At 71.7% G+C, this 15,896-nt stretch carries 13 protein-coding genes; 5 read left to right on the top strand and 8 right to left on the bottom strand.

The features are described 5' to 3' along the window. Positions 1 to 127: 127 nt before the first annotated feature. Entirely contained in the window at positions 128 to 766 is a 639-nt protein-coding gene (locus ACGFI8_RS45005) for an HAD family hydrolase (RefSeq protein ID WP_392814506.1), read from the bottom strand. Positions 767 to 929: 163 nt separating this feature from the next. After that, positions 930 to 1,904, bottom strand: a complete 975-nt coding sequence (locus ACGFI8_RS45000; protein WP_392814503.1) for a ketopantoate reductase family protein — start codon at positions 1,902 to 1,904, stop codon at positions 930 to 932. Positions 1,905 to 2,055: 151 nt separating this feature from the next. Between ACGFI8_RS45000 and ACGFI8_RS44995 the strand changes: the two genes are divergently transcribed. After that, on the top strand, positions 2,056 to 2,442 hold the full coding sequence (locus ACGFI8_RS44995; RefSeq protein WP_392814500.1) for a hypothetical protein: 387 nt from the start codon (positions 2,056 to 2,058) through the stop codon (positions 2,440 to 2,442). Between the two features lie 174 nt (positions 2,443 to 2,616). Here ACGFI8_RS44995 and ACGFI8_RS44990 read toward each other — a convergent pair whose 3' ends face one another. Both ACGFI8_RS44990 and ACGFI8_RS44985 read right to left on the bottom strand, forming a co-directional pair. Next, entirely contained in the window at positions 2,617 to 3,564 is a 948-nt protein-coding gene (locus ACGFI8_RS44990) for a M56 family metallopeptidase (protein ID WP_392814497.1), read from the bottom strand. Beyond that, a complete protein-coding gene (locus tag ACGFI8_RS44985; protein ID WP_392814495.1) occupies positions 3,561 to 3,932 on the bottom strand; it encodes a BlaI/MecI/CopY family transcriptional regulator in 372 nt (123 codons plus the stop codon). Before ACGFI8_RS44985 ends, ACGFI8_RS44990 begins: the two co-directional genes overlap by 4 nt. A 125-nt stretch (positions 3,933 to 4,057) precedes the next feature. On the opposite strand from ACGFI8_RS44985, the gene ACGFI8_RS44980 reads away from it, so the two are divergent. Then, positions 4,058 to 5,272, top strand: a complete 1,215-nt coding sequence (locus ACGFI8_RS44980) for a pyridoxal phosphate-dependent aminotransferase (protein WP_392814492.1) — start codon at positions 4,058 to 4,060, stop codon at positions 5,270 to 5,272. A gap of 55 nt (positions 5,273 to 5,327) precedes the next feature. On the opposite strand, the gene metH is transcribed toward ACGFI8_RS44980, so the two are convergent. Together metH and ACGFI8_RS44970 are read right to left on the bottom strand one after the other, a co-directional pair. After that, on the bottom strand, positions 5,328 to 8,840 hold the full coding sequence (metH, locus tag ACGFI8_RS44975) for a methionine synthase (RefSeq protein ID WP_392814490.1): 3,513 nt from the start codon (positions 8,838 to 8,840) through the stop codon (positions 5,328 to 5,330). A gap of 10 nt (positions 8,841 to 8,850) precedes the next feature. Next, complete coding sequence (locus ACGFI8_RS44970; RefSeq protein WP_392814488.1) at positions 8,851 to 10,503, bottom strand: DUF2142 domain-containing protein; 1,653 nt, start codon at positions 10,501 to 10,503, stop codon at positions 8,851 to 8,853. Positions 10,504 to 10,670: 167 nt separating this feature from the next. On the opposite strand from ACGFI8_RS44970, the gene ACGFI8_RS44965 reads away from it, so the two are divergent. Continuing rightward, positions 10,671 to 11,552, top strand: coding sequence for a PAC2 family protein (locus ACGFI8_RS44965; protein WP_392814484.1), 882 nt, complete (start codon positions 10,671 to 10,673; stop codon positions 11,550 to 11,552). Positions 11,553 to 11,650: 98 nt separating this feature from the next. Continuing rightward, on the top strand, positions 11,651 to 12,445 hold the full coding sequence (locus ACGFI8_RS44960) for a GntR family transcriptional regulator (RefSeq protein WP_392814481.1): 795 nt from the start codon (positions 11,651 to 11,653) through the stop codon (positions 12,443 to 12,445). A gap of 29 nt (positions 12,446 to 12,474) precedes the next feature. Here ACGFI8_RS44960 and ACGFI8_RS44955 read toward each other — a convergent pair whose 3' ends face one another. Further along, complete coding sequence (locus ACGFI8_RS44955) at positions 12,475 to 12,951, bottom strand: ester cyclase (RefSeq protein WP_392814479.1); 477 nt, start codon at positions 12,949 to 12,951, stop codon at positions 12,475 to 12,477. 89 nt (positions 12,952 to 13,040) lie between these two features. On the opposite strand from ACGFI8_RS44955, the gene ACGFI8_RS44950 reads away from it, so the two are divergent. Beyond that, a complete protein-coding gene (locus ACGFI8_RS44950; RefSeq protein ID WP_392814477.1) occupies positions 13,041 to 14,177 on the top strand; it encodes a response regulator transcription factor in 1,137 nt (378 codons plus the stop codon). Positions 14,178 to 14,234: 57 nt separating this feature from the next. Here ACGFI8_RS44950 and mctP read toward each other — a convergent pair whose 3' ends face one another. After that, complete coding sequence (gene mctP, locus ACGFI8_RS44945) at positions 14,235 to 15,893, bottom strand: monocarboxylate uptake permease MctP (RefSeq protein WP_392814475.1); 1,659 nt, start codon at positions 15,891 to 15,893, stop codon at positions 14,235 to 14,237. Positions 15,894 to 15,896: the final 3 nt, after the last annotated feature.

The raw sequence follows: 15,896 nt of genomic DNA, 5'->3' as shown, positions 1-15,896 counted from the left end.
GGGGCGGGGGGGGGTCTGTCGCGCCCCGGGGCGGGGGGCCCGCCGCGGGGGGGGCCCCCCGGGGGGGGGGGGGGGGGGCGGGGCCGGCGCCGGGCGCGCCGCCCCCCCCCCCCCCCCCGCGCTGTCATCAGGCGACGAGCTTGCGCAGATAGTCGACGTCGACGTCCAGCAGCGAGCCGATCAGCGTCACGCCTTCGGGGTCGAGCTCGACCTCGCACGGCACGGCGAGCACGGCGCACCCCGCGGCCCGCGCGCTGCGGATACCGTTGGGCGAGTCCTCGACCGCCACGCAGTCGCGCGCCTCGGCCCCGACCAGCTTCGCGGCGGTCAGGTAGGGCATCGGGTGCGGCTTGGTCTCGTCCACCTCGTCGCCCGCCACGACGGCGTCGAAGTGCTCGGCGCCGATGGTCAGCAGCGCCACGTCGACCAGATGCCGGTGGGTGGCGGTGACGAGCGCGAGCGGCACTCCCTCGGCGCGCAGCGCGGCGAGCAGCTCCCGGGCGCCCGGCCGCCACGGCACCCCGGCGCGCAGCAGCTCCTTGACCCGCTCCTCGAGCCACACGACACTGTCGTGCATGGCCTCGCGGGTGAGCGGCAGCCCGAGGTCGGCGTGCAGGATGCGCATCGAGTCGGCCATGTTGGTGCCGACCATGTCGCGCCGCGCCTGCGGGGACAGCGGCCGGCCGTGGTGGGCGGCGAGCTCGCTGAGGCCCACCTCCCAGACCTTCTCGCTGTCCACGAGGGTCCCGTCCATGTCGAAGAGCACCGCCTGCATCGCCACGCCGTAAATCCTGCCAAGCGGGCGGCTCGTCCCCGGCGCTGAGCGATCGTTCCGTGCGCAAACTCACGCCCCCACCCCGTTGATCTTGCAGTTGTGGTGCCGGGACACTCCCGGAATGCCCGATTTGCCAGGCACCACAACTGCAAGATCAACGCGTGGGTGACCGTTCGTGCTTGATCGCGGCGAGGAACTCGGCCGGGGTCAGGCTGCCCGGGGCCGCGCGGCGGTGCGCGGCCTCCAGGACCAAACGGCGGGCCGTCTCGTTCGCCGGGACCGGCAGCCCGTGCAGCCGGCCCAGCAGCACGATCTCGCCGTTGAGGTAGTCGGCCTCGACGCTGCCGGTGCCGCGGGCCAGGCTCTGCCAGGTCGACCCGCCGGCCCGCTCCTGCCCGGCGACGACCCGCCACTGCAGGATGTCCCCGCGCCGCTCGGCGTCCTCCTCGGCGGTGGCGTACGCGATTCCGGCGGCCCGCAGCACCGCCTCGCCCTCGGCCCGGACCGGCGCGGTCGCCTCGTCGAGCCCGTCGACCCGCCCGCACAGGGCCTCGACGGCGTTGCCGAGGTTGAGCAGCAGCTTGGTGTACTTGCGGCGCATGATGTCGTCGCGGACCTCGCAGTGGAACCCGGCCTTCACGAAGCTTTCCGCGATCTCGTGACTCGTCCGATCCGTCCCGGCCGGTATGCGGCCGATGTCCAGGATCCCCGGCACCGGCGCGCACTGCGCCACGACGACGCCCGGCGCGAGGTGCGTGGCCGGCAGCATGACGCACACGCCGTACACGTCGCCGGACCGCCGCAGCGCCGCCCGCTCGTTGGCCACCCCGTTCTGCAGGCAGACGACCGGCACCCCGAGGGGCAGCCGCTCCAGCACATCGTGGGTGTCGTTGCTCTTGACCGCCAGCACCGCGACGTCGCCGTCGCGCCAGTCGACCGCTTCCGGCCCCGCGTACGCCGGGATCCGGTGCACGGAGTCCCCGCCCGCCTCCCGCAGCAGCAGCCCGTCGCGCCGGATCACCTCGAGGTGCGCGCCGCGCGCGACCACCGCGACCTCCGCGCCGGCCCGGTCGAGCCGCCCGGCGACCACACCCCCGACCGCACCGGCCCCAATGATCACCAATCGCACCCGCCGACCGTATCCACTCCGCCGGACCGACCGCTACATACGACCCACCCTCGTAGTCGACGCCGTGCTGGCACGAATCGGGGAGGCTTATCTACGAGGCTGACTAGTAGTGTTCTCCGCATCGGTACCCCACCCTGAGAGGACGAACGACATGAGCGAGTACGGAGAATTCGAGACCGGGCACGAGTCGGCCGAGCTCGAGCAGCTGCACCAGGCCTCCGGCAGCGAACAGGACTACCAGTCGCAGTTCGGCGTGTTCGCGCAGGACCACTCGGCGTCCGAGTCGACCGACTTCGAGACGGGCCGGCACGTCGAGTTCACCGGCGCGGACGGCAGCCACTTCGAGTCGACCGACTACACCGAGTACTCCCACGACTCCATGGAGTCCGACTCGGTGTTCGCCGCACAGGGCAGCGAGTCGGCCCACAGCGCGGAGTTCTCCGAGCTCGACGCGCTGCGCGCCCGGTTCGAGACGAACTTCGCGCAGGGCACGCAGATCAGCGGCGGCGACTCCGGCCTGTCGATCGCCTCAAGCTGAGCAGTTACTACGAACCAACCTAGTAGTACGATGTGTACCGCCGCGCCGGAACTGGCACCTCCCCTTGGTCGGCACTCCGGCGCGGCGCTCCATTCGCCACATAACCGAAATGTCGGATATGTCCGTTGCGAAGCGGCGGGCATATCCGGGGAGAACGCGCCGCAGCGAAGGCCGTCACAGCACGGCGAATGAGGCCCAGGCGACGGTGCGCTCGAGCACGGCCAGCGCCATCGGGGTGATCGGCAGCAGGGCGCAGCTGGCGGCGATCGTGGTCCGGGCCGGTGCGCCCAGCGGGGCCGGCGGGGCGAGCAGCCGGTGCAGGCGTTCCAGGGCGTCGCCGCCGTGCATCGCCAGCGGGGCGCCCGGGCCGGAGCCGGCCATCGCGACGAGGGCGCGGGCCAGGTCGATCCGCGCGGCGCTGCGCGCGGCGGTGTCGTCGGCGCACAGTTCGACCAGACGGTCGACCTGCTGCCGGCCCAGCCGGAAGCAGCGCGCCCACGGGAAGGCCTGGGCGAGCATCCGCATCCAGCGGGTGGCCTCGTAGTGCCGGCCGGCGTGGTGGCCGCGCTCGTGGGCCAGGACGGCGGACAGCTCCGGGGCGGCGAGCCGGTCGAGCGCGGCCGTGGTGATGACGATGTCGGCGCGGCGGCCGGGAAGCAGCGGGCCGGGCACGAGGTACGCGGCCGGCTCGGGGTGCGCCACGACCGTCGCGCCGGGCAGCGGGGACGGGCCGGCGGCCAGGCGTACGAGCAGGCGCAGGCGGCTGCGGGTCGTGCGGTGCGCGGCGTAGAGGCGCCCGGCGCTGTGCAGCATGCGGGCGCCGATGAGCAGCAGGGCGGCGAGGCCCGCGAACGCGGCGAGCCGGGCGGTGCGGTTGTGCCGGCCCAGCAGCGCGTCCAGGCACACGTGCCAGGCGCCGTCGACCAGGTCGTGGGCGCAGTCCCAGTACAGCAGCAGGCTCAGGCCGGCGAGCAGGCCGGACAGCAGGATCGCCGCGGACAGGGCCAGCCACGCGGCCACGCCGAGGCGGGGCGAGCGGACCACCCAGCCGGCGGCGGCCAGCCGCGGCGCGCCGGCGAGGGCGAGCGCGGCGGCGAAGGCGACCAGCAGCAGCGGGCTCATCGTCCGGCGATCCGCCGCTCGTAGCCGGCCAGCGCCTCGCGCAGCGCGGCGGCCTCGTCCAGGGTCATCCGGCCGACGAAATGCGTCAGCGCCTCGAGGCGGTCGCCGCTGTCGACGAGGACGTCGTGCATGGTGCGCGCCACGTACTCGTCGCGGGTCAGCGCCGGGGAGTACCGGTAGGCGCGCCCGTCCGGCTCGCGGGTGAGCCAGCCCTTGCGGTACAGCGTGTCCAGCACCGTCATCACCGTGGTGTACGCCAGGTCGCGATGCCACGTCAGCTCCGACATCGCCTCACGCACCGTGGTCGGCCGCTCACGCCGCCACAGCAGCTCCATCAGGGCCGCTTCCAGATCGCCGAACCCCTGCACCGCGCCTCCCCGCCGTTACTATCGCGTATCGTACCGGCGGCGGGCCAGCGGGCCGGGAGCGCCGGAAGCCACATCGTGGGAAGTGGTTACCGCAGAACTGGACGGCGGGTCGTAGGGTGCCTGCCATGCAGGTGACTCAGTCCGCGAAACTGGCCAACGTCTGTTACGACATCCGCGGACCGGTCATGGCCGCCGCGAAACGCATGGAGGCCGACGGCCACCACATCCTGAAGCTCAACATCGGCAACCCGGCGCCGTTCGGGTTCGAGGCTCCGGAGGAGATCCTCCAGGACGTCATTCTCAACCTGCCGGTCGCGCACGGCTACGGCGACTCGAAGGGCCTGCTGTCGGCCCGCCGGGCCGTGGTGCAGTACTACCAGCAGAAAGAGGTGTACGGCGTCGACATCGAGGACGTGTACCTCGGCAACGGCGTCTCCGAGCTCATCGTCATGTCGCTGCAGGCGCTGCTGGACAACGGCGACGAGGTGCTCATCCCCTCGCCGGACTACCCGCTGTGGACCGCGTCGGTGTCGCTGTGCGGCGGCCGCCCCGTGCACTACGTGTGCGACGAGAGCAACGAGTGGATGCCCGACGTCGAGGACATCGCGGCGAAGGTGACGCCGCGGACGAAGGCCATCGTCGTCATCAACCCGAACAACCCGACCGGGGCGGTGTACTCCCGGCAGCTGCTCGAGCGCATCGCCGAGGTCGCCCGCCGGCACAACCTGCTGATCTTCTCCGACGAGATCTACGACAAGATCCTCTACGACGGCGCCGAGCACGTCTCGACCGCGGCCGTCGCGCCCGACCTGCTGACGATCACGTTCAACGGGCTGTCCAAGGCCTACCGGGTGGCCGGCTTCCGCACCGGCTGGATGGTGCTGGCCGGCCCGAAGGCGCACGCGACGAGTTACATCGAGGGCCTCGACATACTGGCCAACATGCGGCTGTGCCCCAACGTGCCGACGCAGCACGCGGTGCAGACGGCCCTGGGCGGCTACCAGAGCATCAACGACCTGATCCTGCCGGGCGGCAGGCTGCTGGAGCAGCGCGACGTGGCCTGGAAGATGCTCAACGAGATCCCGGGCGTGTCCTGCGTGAAGCCGAAGGGGGCGCTGTACATGTTCCCCCGGATCGACCCCGAGCTGCACCCGATCAAGGATGACCTGCGCTTCGCTCTCGACCTGCTCAAGGCCGAGAAGGTGCTGGTCGTGCAGGGCACCGGCTTCAACTGGCACCACCCGGACCACTTCCGGATCGTCACGCTGCCGCGGGTCGCCGACCTCGAGGACGCGGCGACGCGCCTCGGCCGCTTCCTGTCGACGTACGTGCAGGACTGACCCGCGGAACCGACCGGACGGGCCGCGGGGACGCTCCCCCGCGGCCCGTGCCGGGTCACTTGGCGTTGAAGTAGGACGCGTCCGGGTGGTGAACGATGATCGCGTCCGTGGCCTGCTCGGGGACGAGCTGGAACTCCTCCGACAGGGACACGCCGATGCGGTCCGGGCGCAGCAGTTCGACCGTCTTCGCACGGTCCTCCAGGTCCGGGCAGGCCGGGTAGCCGAAGCTGTACCGGCAGCCGCGGAAGTCGGTGCGCAGCAGGCCGTCGAGGTCCTCGGGGTCCTCGTCGACCATGGAGCGGCCGTCGGGCAGGACGAGCTCCTCGCGGACGCGCTTGTGCCAGTACTCCGCCAGGGCCTCGGTCAGCTGCACCGACAGGCCGTGGACCTCGAGGTAGTCGCGGTAGGCGTTCTCGGCGAACAGCTTTGCGGTGTACTCGGAGACCGGCTGGCCGACCGTGACCAGCTGCATCCCGATCACGTCGAGCCCGCCGGCGTCACGCGACTTGAAGAAGTCGGCGATGCACAGGCGGCGGTCGCGGCGCTGGCGCGGGAACGAGAACCGGGCCCGTTCGCTGTGGCCGTTCTCGTCCAGCACGACCAGGTCATTGCCCTCGGAGTAGCAGGGGAAGTACCCGTAGACGACCGCGGCCTCGAGCACCCGGTCCGAGGCGAGGCGGTCCAGCCAGTACCGCAGCCGCGGCCGCCCCTCGGTCTCCACCAGCTCCTCGTAGGTCGGGCCGGTGCCGCCCCGGGCGCCGCGCAGGCCCCACTGGCCCAGGAACGTGGCCCGCTCGTCGAGCAGAGCCGCGTAGTCGGCCAGCGGGATGCCCTTGACGACCCGGGTGCCGAAGAACGGCGCGGCCGGCACGGGCGCGTCGAAGTCGATGTCGGAGCGCACCGACGCGTCGTCGAGCGACGGCAGGTCCTCGCGGACCTCGACGGTGCGGGCGCGCCGCTCGCGGCGGGCGGCCAGGGCGGCCTCGCGCTCGGCGTCGATCACCGGCGCGCCGCCGCGCTTGGCGGTCATCACGCGGTCCATCAGGGCGAGGCCCTCGAAGGCGTCGCGGGCGTAGTGCACGTCGCCGTGGTACAGCGCCCGCAGGTCGTCCTCGACGTAGGCGCGGGTCAGCGCGGCGCCGCCGAGCAGCACCGGCCAGCGCTCCGCCACGCCGCGGGCGTTCATCTCCTCCAGGTTCTCCTTCATGATCACCGTGGACTTGACGAGCAGGCCGGACATGCCGATCGCGTCGGCCTGGCGGGTCTCGGCGGCCTCGATGATCGCCGAGATCGGCTGCTTGATGCCGATGTTGACGACCTCGTACCCGTTGTTGGACAGGATGATGTCGACGAGGTTCTTGCCGATGTCGTGGACGTCGCCCTTGACCGTGGCCAGCACGATCCGGCCCTTGCCGGCGTCGTCGTCGGACTTCTCCATGTGCGGCTCGAGGTATGCGACCGCGGCCTTCATCACCTCGGCGGACTGCAGCACGAACGGCAGCTGCATCTGGCCCGAGCCGAACAGTTCGCCGACGGTCTTCATGCCGTCCAGCAGCACGTCGTTGATGATGGCCAGCGCCGGCATGCCGGTCAGCGCCTCGTCGAGGTCGGCCTCCAGGCCCGCCCGCTCGCCGTCGATGATGCGCCGTTTGAGCCGCTCGTCCAGCGGCAGCGCGGCGAGCTCCTCCGCGCGGGAGGCGCGGGCCGAGGCGACGTCGACGCCCTCGAACAGCGAGATGAACTTCTGCAGCGGGTCGTAGCCCTCGCGCCGGCGGTCGTAGACCAGGTCCAGCGCAACCTCTCGCTGCTCGTCGGGGATCCGGCTCATCGGCAGGATCTTCGAGGCGTGCACGATCGCGCTGGTCAGGCCGGCCTGCTGACACTCGTGCAGGAAGACCGAGTTGAGCACCTGCCGGGCCGCCGGGTTGATACCGAACGAGACGTTGGAGATGCCCAGGGTGAAGTTGATCCCCGGGTACAGCCGGGAAATCTCCCGGATCGAGTCGATCGTCTCGATGCCGTCCCGCCGGACCTCCTCCTGACCCGTCGTGATCGGGAAGGTCAGGCAGTCCACGAGGATGTCCTCGACCGCCATGCCCCACTTCGTGGTCAGGTCGTCGATGAGGCGGCTCGCGACGCGGACCTTCCACTCGGCGGTGCGCGCCTGCCCCTCCTCGTCGATGGTCAGCGCCACCACGGCCGCGCCGTGCTCCTTGACGAGCGGCATCATCCGGGCGAACCGGGAGCCGGGGCCGTCGCCGTCCTCGAAGTTGACCGAGTTGACGATGCAGCGCCCGCCGAGCATCTCCAGGCCGGCCGAGATGACCTCGGGCTCGGTCGAGTCCAGCATGATCGGCAGCGTCGAGGCGGTGGCGAACCGGCCGGCCAGCTCCCGCATGTCCTGCGCGCCGTCGCGGCCGACGTAGTCGACGTTGAGGTCGAGCATGTGCGAGCCGTCGCGGGCCTGCTGCCGGGCGATCTCCAGGCAGGTCTGGTAGTCACCGGCGAGCATCGCGTCCCGGAACGCCTTCGATCCGTTGGCGTTGGTGCGCTCGCCGACCATGAGCACGCTGGCGTCCTGGTGGAAGGGCACGTGGTGGTAGATGCTGGCGATGCCGGGCTCGACCTGCGGGGCGCGGGCCACCGGGGCCTGACGGCCGAGGCGCTGCGCGACGGCGCTGATGTGGGCCGGTGTCGTACCGCAGCACCCGCCGACGAGCCCCGCACCGTACTCCAGGACGAAGCGCTGCAGCGCCTCCGCCAGCTCGTCCGGGGTCAGCGGATAGTAGGCCCCGTTCGCGGTCAGCTGCGGCAGGCCCGCGTTGGGCATCACGGAGACCGGCACCTTCGCGTGCTGGGCGAGGTATCGCAGGTGCTCGCTCATCTCGGCGGGACCGGTGGCGCAGTTGAGCCCGATGAGATCGATGCCCAGCGGCTCCAGGGCGGTGAGCGCCGCGCCGATCTCCGAGCCCAGCAGCATCGTGCCGGTCGTCTCGACCGTGACGTGCGTGATGATCGGCACGACCCGGCCGGCCGCGGACATGGCGCGCTGGGCGCCGATGATGGCGGCCTTCGTCTGCAGCAGGTCCTGACAGGTCTCGATGATCAGCGCGTCGGCGCCGCCGTCGATGAGGCCCGCGGCGTTGTCGGAGTAGGCGTCGCGCAGCGCGGCGAACGGCGCGTGCCCGAGCGTCGGCAGCTTCGTGCCGGGGCCGATCGAGCCGAGCACGAACCGGGGCCGCTCCGGCGTGCTGTGCGCGTCGGCCGCCTCCCGGGCCAGCCGCGCGCCGGCCTCGGACAGCTCGCGGATCCGCGACTCGATGCCGTACTCGCCGAGGTTGGCCAGGTTCGCGCCGAACGTGTTCGTCTCCACGGCGTCGGAACCAGCCGCGAAATACTCCTCGTGCACACCCCGGACGACGTCCGGCCGTGTCACGTTGAGGACCTCGTTGCAGCCCTCGTGCCCCTCGAAATCGTCGAGGGTGAGGTCGGCCGCCTGCAGCATGGTGCCCATCGCGCCGTCGGCGAGGAGCACCCGCTCAGCGAGCGTCTTCAGTAGATCCGCCATACCCCAAAGGCTATCGGGATCCGGGAGTGGCTTCTGCCCCTGGGAGACGCGATTCGCGCCACGTATCGGAACCGATCTCTCTCTGACTGGGAAGCTCGCTCGTCACGTCGGCACCTTTGACGCCCGGCGTGCCCCCCGGCACCTCCTGCGGAGCGGGTGGCGGCGCCACCGGGGCCTCGTCGTGCGGTACCCGCCAGAACACCACGGCGGTGAAGACGAGCGCCGCCACCATGATCACCAGTGGGGTCACCGAGCCGGTCGGCGGGTGCCAGTTGCCGGCGAGGGGGTTGAACCAGCCGAGGCCGGCGTTGCCCGGCAGGCCGCGCTGCCAGCGCACCATCGCCCACACCAGCAGCACGAGGTGCACCGGCAGCAGGAACACCACGAACGTGCGGGCCAGGCTGCGGGCGCCCGCCGCGTCCAGCAGCCGCCGCTCCAGCGTCCACGCCGCCAGCAGCGGCAGGCCGGCCAGCAGCGGCAGCATGTACCGCCCGGCGGTGATGAACCCGGTCTGGTTGGCCTGGGTGATCTGCAGGACGCCGGGCAGCGCCACGCCGCCCAGCAGGATGACCAGGTACCGCCAGCGCACCGTCCAGTCGCCGAAGATCGCGCCGAAGAAGACCAGGCCGCCGACGAGCATCGCCCAGATCGCGTACACCGGCTGCCACATCACGACGTCGAACCAGCCGGCGACGCCGATCATGCCCTGGATGTACACCCACCAGCTGTCGATGTAGATCGCCACCGCCTCGCCGAAGCGGTAGTTCCACAGCCCGGGCGGCGGCGGCACGAGCTCGCCGGTCTTCATCCCGACGATCCAGGCGGCCGACAGCACGGCGGCGAGGATCACACCGCCGGTCCACAGCTTCACCCGCAGCAGCTTCCAGTACTCGCGCAGCCACTTCCAGCGCACCGGAATCGCGAGGGCGAAGAATGCGAACGCGAACCACGCGGGGCCGGCCGAGCGTAGCGTGAGCAGCAGCACCGCGCTGATGCCCAGCAGCGTGACCAGCGGCTTCTTGCCGACCAGGTCAGGCGGCTCCAGCAGCAGCGGTATGCCCGCCGCGAAGAACGCGATCCCGGCCGCGATCTCCACGGAGTTGGGGTTCACGCCGCCGGCCAGGTGGGCCAGCATGGGGGTGGCCACCGCCAGCAGCGCCGCGGCGCCGAGGCCGAAGCGCGACCAGCGCAGCAGCGACACGAACGCCGAGGCCAGCAGCGCCGCGCACAGCGCCGCGCTGATCAGCCGGGCCGTGACCAGGCCGCCCCAGTTGGGCCACCAGCGCAGCGGCGGGCCCACCACGAGGTAGTACAGCGGGTTGTACCGCCCGGCGCTGGTGCTCACCTCGCCGATCGGGCCGCCCTTGAGCCCCGCCGCGCAGGCCGCGGACACCTTCGGGCGCGGGCCGAAGCACATCGCGTGGGCGTCCATGCCGACGGGTACCCGCTGATAGGCGCCCATGCCCGGGCGCCCGAACGCGTCGGGCACGACGGCCGGGCGGGCGAAGATCTGTCCCGGGTCCAACGACGCGACCCCGGCCGCCCGGATGGTGTGCTGCACCTCGTCCGCGGGCCCGTCGAACGGCGCGGCGAAACACCACGCGCCGAACACCAGGAAGAAGGCCGTGAAGGCGACCAGCCAGGACCTGCGTCCGTTTCGCATTCCCGGATGCTACCGAGAGATCTTGCGAGCCCTTCTCCGGGGCGTGACAGATCACCCCGAACCGGTCGCCTATCGTATTCACTCCGATATGGTCCCGATATGGTCCGGATGGTCGGCACCCGCGCGGCCGGCAAGCCATCTCGCGCCCCTGCACGTAGGCTGGGACCGTGACCGAGTTCGACGGCCTGCCCGTGCTGCGCTCCCCTGTCGCGATTGCCGCGTTCGAAGGGTGGAACGACGCTGCCGACGCGTCGACCGCCGTCGTCGAGCATCTCGAGCAGGAGTGGGGTGCCGAGACGATCGCCTCGCTCGACCCGGAGGACTTCTACGACTTCCAGGTCAACCGCCCGACGGTACTGATGTCCGACGGCGAGACCAGGCGCATCGAGTGGCCGACGACCCGCTTCGCGGTGGCCAGCCCGCCGGACTCCGAACGCGACATCGTGCTCATCCGCGGCATCGAGCCGAGCATGCGCTGGCGCACCTTCTGCGACGAGGTCCTCGAGGTGTGCCACAGCCTGGAGGTCAACCGGATCGTGCTGCTGGGCGCGCTGCTGGCCGACGTGCCGTACACTCGCCCGCTGCCGGTCAGCGGCTCCGCCCCGCCCCGCTCGTCGCCCGAGGCGGCGGAGCGGCTGGGCCTCATCCCGACCCGCTACGAGGGCCCCACCGGCATCGTGGGCGTGCTGCACGACGCGTGCGTGCGCGCCGACCTCGAGGCGGTGTCGTTCTGGGTGCACGTGCCGCACTACGCGAACAACCCGCCGTGCCCGAAGGCCACCCTGGCCCTGCTGCACCGCGTCGAGGAGATCCTGGACCTGCCCGTCCCCACCGGCGACCTGGCCAAGCAGGCGTCGGAGTGGGAGGAGCGGCTCAAGCAGGCCGCCGAACAGGACGCCGAGCTGGCCGAATACGTCCGCGAGCTCGAGGAGCGCTCGGGCGACGCGGGCCTGCAGCCGCTGACCGGCGACGAGATCGCGCAGGAGTTCGAGAAGTACCTGCGCCGCCGCGGCGGCCAGGCCGGCCCCTCCGCAACCGGCGCCTGGTAGCCCACCCGCGTAACTGTGTAAAAAGTGGCTGCTATCGCGGCCACTTCTTACACAGTCCCTCGTTGCGCAGGGCTTCCTAGGAGGCTAGGTTTCGTGGTATGACGATCAATCCGGGGGCTGCCGAGTTTCCGCACCGGCAGATCGGGGCTCAGCTGCGGGCGCAGATTCAGCGCGGGGACTGGGCGCCCGGGGAGCGGCTGCCCTCCATCCCCGCGCTCGCCGCACAGTTCGGGGTGGCCAAGCAGACCGTGCAGCGCACCATCGACCAGCTGCGCATCGAGGGGCTGCTCATCACGCGGCCGGGGTCGGGGACATTCGTGCGCGGGACCAAGCGGCGGATGAACCGGCTCTCCCGCGGGCGGTACGGCGCGCAGCGCGGCTACCACGCGGAGCTCGCCGCGCGGTACCGGCAGCATCTGATGATCGTCGCGCAGATGCCGGCGCCGGCCGACGTGGCCGAGGCGTTCGGGCTGGACGCCGGGGCGCCGCTGCTCGTGCGGCGCCACCTGGTCCGGACCGGTGACGCTCCGGTCGAGGTCGGGGCGTCGTGGTTCCGGCCCAACGACGTGCGCGGCACGTCGATCGAGCGGCCCGACGTGTTCGACCGGCCGCTGTACCAGGAGGTCGAGGAGGAGCTCGGCCGCCGCTACACCAGCGCCCGCGACCAGGTCAGCGCCCGGCTGCCCACCCGCGAGGAGGCGGAGCTGCTGCAGATCCGCCCGGACACGCCGGTGCTGGTGCTGCTGCACGTCGCCTACGACGAGGACCACAAGCCGATCGAGGTCGCCCAGGCGGCGTGGCCGGGGCCGATGACCTCGCTCACCGAGGAGTACCGCATCCCGGCCCCGCGCCCCGGCCTCCCCGACGACGAACCGGGCCTGACCCTGGGTTAGCCCCGGGTCAGTCCTGGGTCAGCCCCGGGTCATTCGCCCGCGGGCGGCTGGTCGATCAGCCCGAGCTGCTGCAGGTGGGCGACGTCGTCGCGCACGCCCCAGTGGTCGGTGACGCGGCCGTCGGCGTCGAAGCGCATCCAGTGCATCTGGCGGAACCGGAAGGTGCGGCCGGTGGGCGCGTTGCCCAGGAACGGGCCCAGGTGCGTGCCGGAGAACCAGTTGCGCATCACCACCACGTCGCCCGCGCCGGCCAGCTCCTCGATCTCGGTGCGGCAGTCGGGGAACGCGGTGCGCAGCATGCTGACCAGCCCCACGATCGCCCCGGTGCCGTTGCGCAACGCCTCGGGCGCCGTGTGGTTCACCAGGCCGGGGGTGAAGTGCTCGTCGATGAGGTCGGCCCGGCCCTGGTCGATGATCACCTCGTAGATGCGGCGCATGTTGCGCTTGTTGCGCTCGACGGTATCGGTGTCGCTGTGGTTGTCCTGAGTGATCGGTGCGTTTGTCATGGCGACCACGCTAGAAACGCGGCGGACCCCCGGGCCATCCCCGGAATTCGGGGGGACGACGGGGCGGCCGCGGCGGCTAGATTCATCCCATGCGGACCACGGCCCTGCAGGCCCTGGACAGGACGCGGCGGGCCGTGCTGCGCCTGTCGCATCTCGGGCTCGACCTGACGGCGTACCGCACGCAGCTCGACGCCGTGCTGCGCGCCGAGATCGGCTGGGACCTGGCCGCCTGGTCGACCACCGACCCGGCGACCCTGCTGTTCACCAGCTGCGTGCTCGTCGGACGTGACGAGGACCACGCGCTGGAGCAGCGGCTGTTCGACCTGGAGTTCGGCGAGCCGGACGTGAACACGTTCGCGGCCCTCTTCGCCGAGGGCACCGTCGCGGCCGGCCTGCACGAGGCCACCGGCGGCGACCTGACGCGCTCGCCGCGCTGGCGGCGACTGCTGGCCGGCCTCGGCGTGACCGACGAGCTGCGGGCCGTCTTCACCGACCGCAACGAGTGCTGGGGCACGTTCGTCGGATACCGGCTGGGCGGCGAGCCGTTCACCCGCGCCGACGCGCAGCTGCTCGCCGCGCTCGGGCCGATCGTCGGCGACGGGCTGCGCCGCTGCCTGCTGCAGGCCGCGGCGGGTGCCGCGCCGGGGCTCCCCGAGCCGCCGGGTGTCCTCGTCGTCGACGCCGCCGGCGCCGTCACCTCCGGCAGCGCCGCCGCGCAGCGCTGGCTGGCGGAGATGGACAGCCCGGGCGCGCTGCCCAGCGCCGTGCGTTCGGTGGCCGCCATGGCCCGGGCGGCCGGGTCGGGCGACGGGGGCGCGACGCCCGCTCTGATGCCGGCTCAAGGGCGCCTGCCCCGCCGCGGCGGCGGCTGGCTGCTGCTGCACGCGTCCGTGCTCAGCGGGGACTCAGGTCACGTCGCCGTCGTCATCGAACCGGCCCGGCAGACGCACCTCGCCGACGTGCTGGTGCGGGCCTATGCGCTCACCGGCCGGGAACGGGAGGTCACCGAGCTGGTGCTGCACGGCCGCTCCAACGCGCAGATCGCGCGGGCGCTGGGCATCGGCGTGCACACCGTCGGCGACCACCTCAAGTCGATCATGTCCAAGCTGGCCGTCTCCAGCCGCGCCGACCTGGTCGCCGAGCTGTTCGGGCGGCACTACCTGCCGGCCCGCCTCAGCGGGTCGCTGCCCAGCCCGTACGGCTGGTATCTGCCCGCCCAGGCCTGACCGGCGCGACGGCCACAACCCCGGCGGGATCGTGGCCGTCGCCCGGGTACGGACCGCTCAGGTGATCGGGTCGGGCGCGGCCGGCGCCGGGGCCGGGGAGGCCGGCGCGTCGGACAGCCGTGGGTCGCCCTCGTCGGCGAAGTAGTCGTCCGGTGTGGTGTCGTCGCCGCCGTCGGAGACCGCCGCGGCCCGCAGGATCAGCGTCAGGATCGCCGCGACCGCGAGATTGACCACGACGGCGACGAAGCCGACGTAGATGGTCTTCTTCGTGTCGAGGCCCCACTCGCTGAGCGCGAACGCCGAGCCGCCGAAGTGGGCGCGCTTCGTGGCCGCGTTCGGGATCTGGTACAGCATCCACAGGCCCAGGCCCATGCCGGCGACCCAGCCGGCGATGAGCGCGCTGCGGTGCAACCACCGGGTGAACAGGCCCAGGGCGACCGCGGGCAGCGTCTGCAGGATGATGACGCCGCCGATGAGCTGCAGGTCGATGGAGAACTGCGGATCGACGAAGACCACGAAGACCAGCGCACCGAACTTCACCAGCAGCGACATCAGCTTCGACGCCTGGGCCTCCTGGGCCGGGGTGGCGTCGCGCTTGAGGTACTCCCGGTAGATGTTGCGGGTGAACAGGTTCGCCGCAGCGATGGACATGATCGCCGCCGGCACCAGCGCGCCGATGCCGATGGCGGCGTAGGCGACGCCGGCGAACCAGTCCGGGAAGAGCTTGTCGAACAGCAGCGGTACCACGGTGTTGTTGTCGTTGCTGCCGTTGGCGTTCTTCAGCGGGGTGACGCCGGCGGCGATCGCGGCGTAGCCGAGCAGGGCGATGAGGCCCAGCAGCAGCGAGTACGCCGGCAGCGCCGACATGTTGCGCTTGATGACGTCGCGGTTCTTGCTGGCCAGCACGCCGGTGAGGCTGTGCGGGTACAGGAACAGCGCCAGGGCCGAGCCCAGGGCCAGGGTGAAGTACTGCACCTGGTTGTTGGCGTTGAGCAGGATGCCGTCGGCGGTCGAGGGTGTCTTGGCGAACTTCGCGTCGGCGGCGTCGAAGATCGCGCCCCAGCCGCCCAGCTTCGCCGGCAGGTAGAACACCGCGACGAGGATGACGACGTAGATGAGGATGTCCTTGACGAACGCGATCAGCGCCGGAGCGCGCAGGCCGCTGGAGTACGTGTAGGCGGCCAGGATCGCGAACGCGATGATGATCGGCAGGTGCCGGGCCAGCGCGCCCGACCCGGTGAGGCCCATCGTCTTGAGCACCGACTCGATGCCGACGAGCTGCAGGGCGATGTACGGCATCGTCGCCACGATCCCGGTGATCGCGATCAGCAGCGCCAGGGTCGGCGACTGGAACCGCGCCCGCACGAAGTCGGCCGGGGTGACGAACCCGTGCCGGTGCGACACCGACCACATCCGCACCAGCACGAGGAACACCAGCGGATAGATGATGACGGTGTACGGCACGGCGAAGAACCCGGCGGCGCCGGAGGCGAACAGCAGCGCCGGCACGGCGACGAACGTGTACGCGGTGTACAGGTCGCCGCCGACGAGGAACCAGGTGACCCACCCGCCGAAGCTGCGCCCGCCGAGGCCCCACTCGTCGAGGTGGGCCAGGGTGTCCGGCCGGCGCCAGCGGGCGGCGACGAAGCCGACCGCGCTGACGGCGAGGAACAGGACGACGAAGATGGTGATCTCGAGCTCGTGCTCACGCCACATGGC

Source organism: Dactylosporangium sp. NPDC048998 (genome assembly GCF_043197855.1).
In the GTDB taxonomy this organism is placed as follows: domain Bacteria; phylum Actinomycetota; class Actinomycetes; order Mycobacteriales; family Micromonosporaceae; genus Dactylosporangium.
The sequence above is the reverse complement of the archived record's forward strand: the minus strand, read 5'-3'. Positions and strand labels throughout refer to the sequence as shown.

What these genes read in the sequence shown, in the direction of transcription:
- ACGFI8_RS44995 (WP_392814500.1), top strand. Translation starts at nt 2,056, where the DNA reads ATGAGCGAGTACGGAGAATTCGAGACCGGGCACGAGTCGGCCGAGCTC.
- ACGFI8_RS44990 (WP_392814497.1), bottom strand. Translation starts at nt 3,564, where the DNA reads ATGAGCCCGCTGCTGCTGGTCGCCTTCGCCGCCGCGCTCGCCCTCGCC.
- ACGFI8_RS44980 (WP_392814492.1), top strand. Translation starts at nt 4,058, where the DNA reads ATGCAGGTGACTCAGTCCGCGAAACTGGCCAACGTCTGTTACGACATC.
- metH (WP_392814490.1), bottom strand. Translation starts at nt 8,840, where the DNA reads ATGGCGGATCTACTGAAGACGCTCGCTGAGCGGGTGCTCCTCGCCGAC.
- ACGFI8_RS44970 (WP_392814488.1), bottom strand. Translation starts at nt 10,503, where the DNA reads ATGCGAAACGGACGCAGGTCCTGGCTGGTCGCCTTCACGGCCTTCTTC.
- ACGFI8_RS44960 (WP_392814481.1), top strand. Translation starts at nt 11,651, where the DNA reads ATGACGATCAATCCGGGGGCTGCCGAGTTTCCGCACCGGCAGATCGGG.
- ACGFI8_RS44955 (WP_392814479.1), bottom strand. Translation starts at nt 12,951, where the DNA reads ATGACAAACGCACCGATCACTCAGGACAACCACAGCGACACCGATACC.
- ACGFI8_RS44950 (WP_392814477.1), top strand. Translation starts at nt 13,041, where the DNA reads ATGCGGACCACGGCCCTGCAGGCCCTGGACAGGACGCGGCGGGCCGTG.
- mctP (WP_392814475.1), bottom strand. Translation starts at nt 15,893, where the DNA reads ATGTGGCGTGAGCACGAGCTCGAGATCACCATCTTCGTCGTCCTGTTC.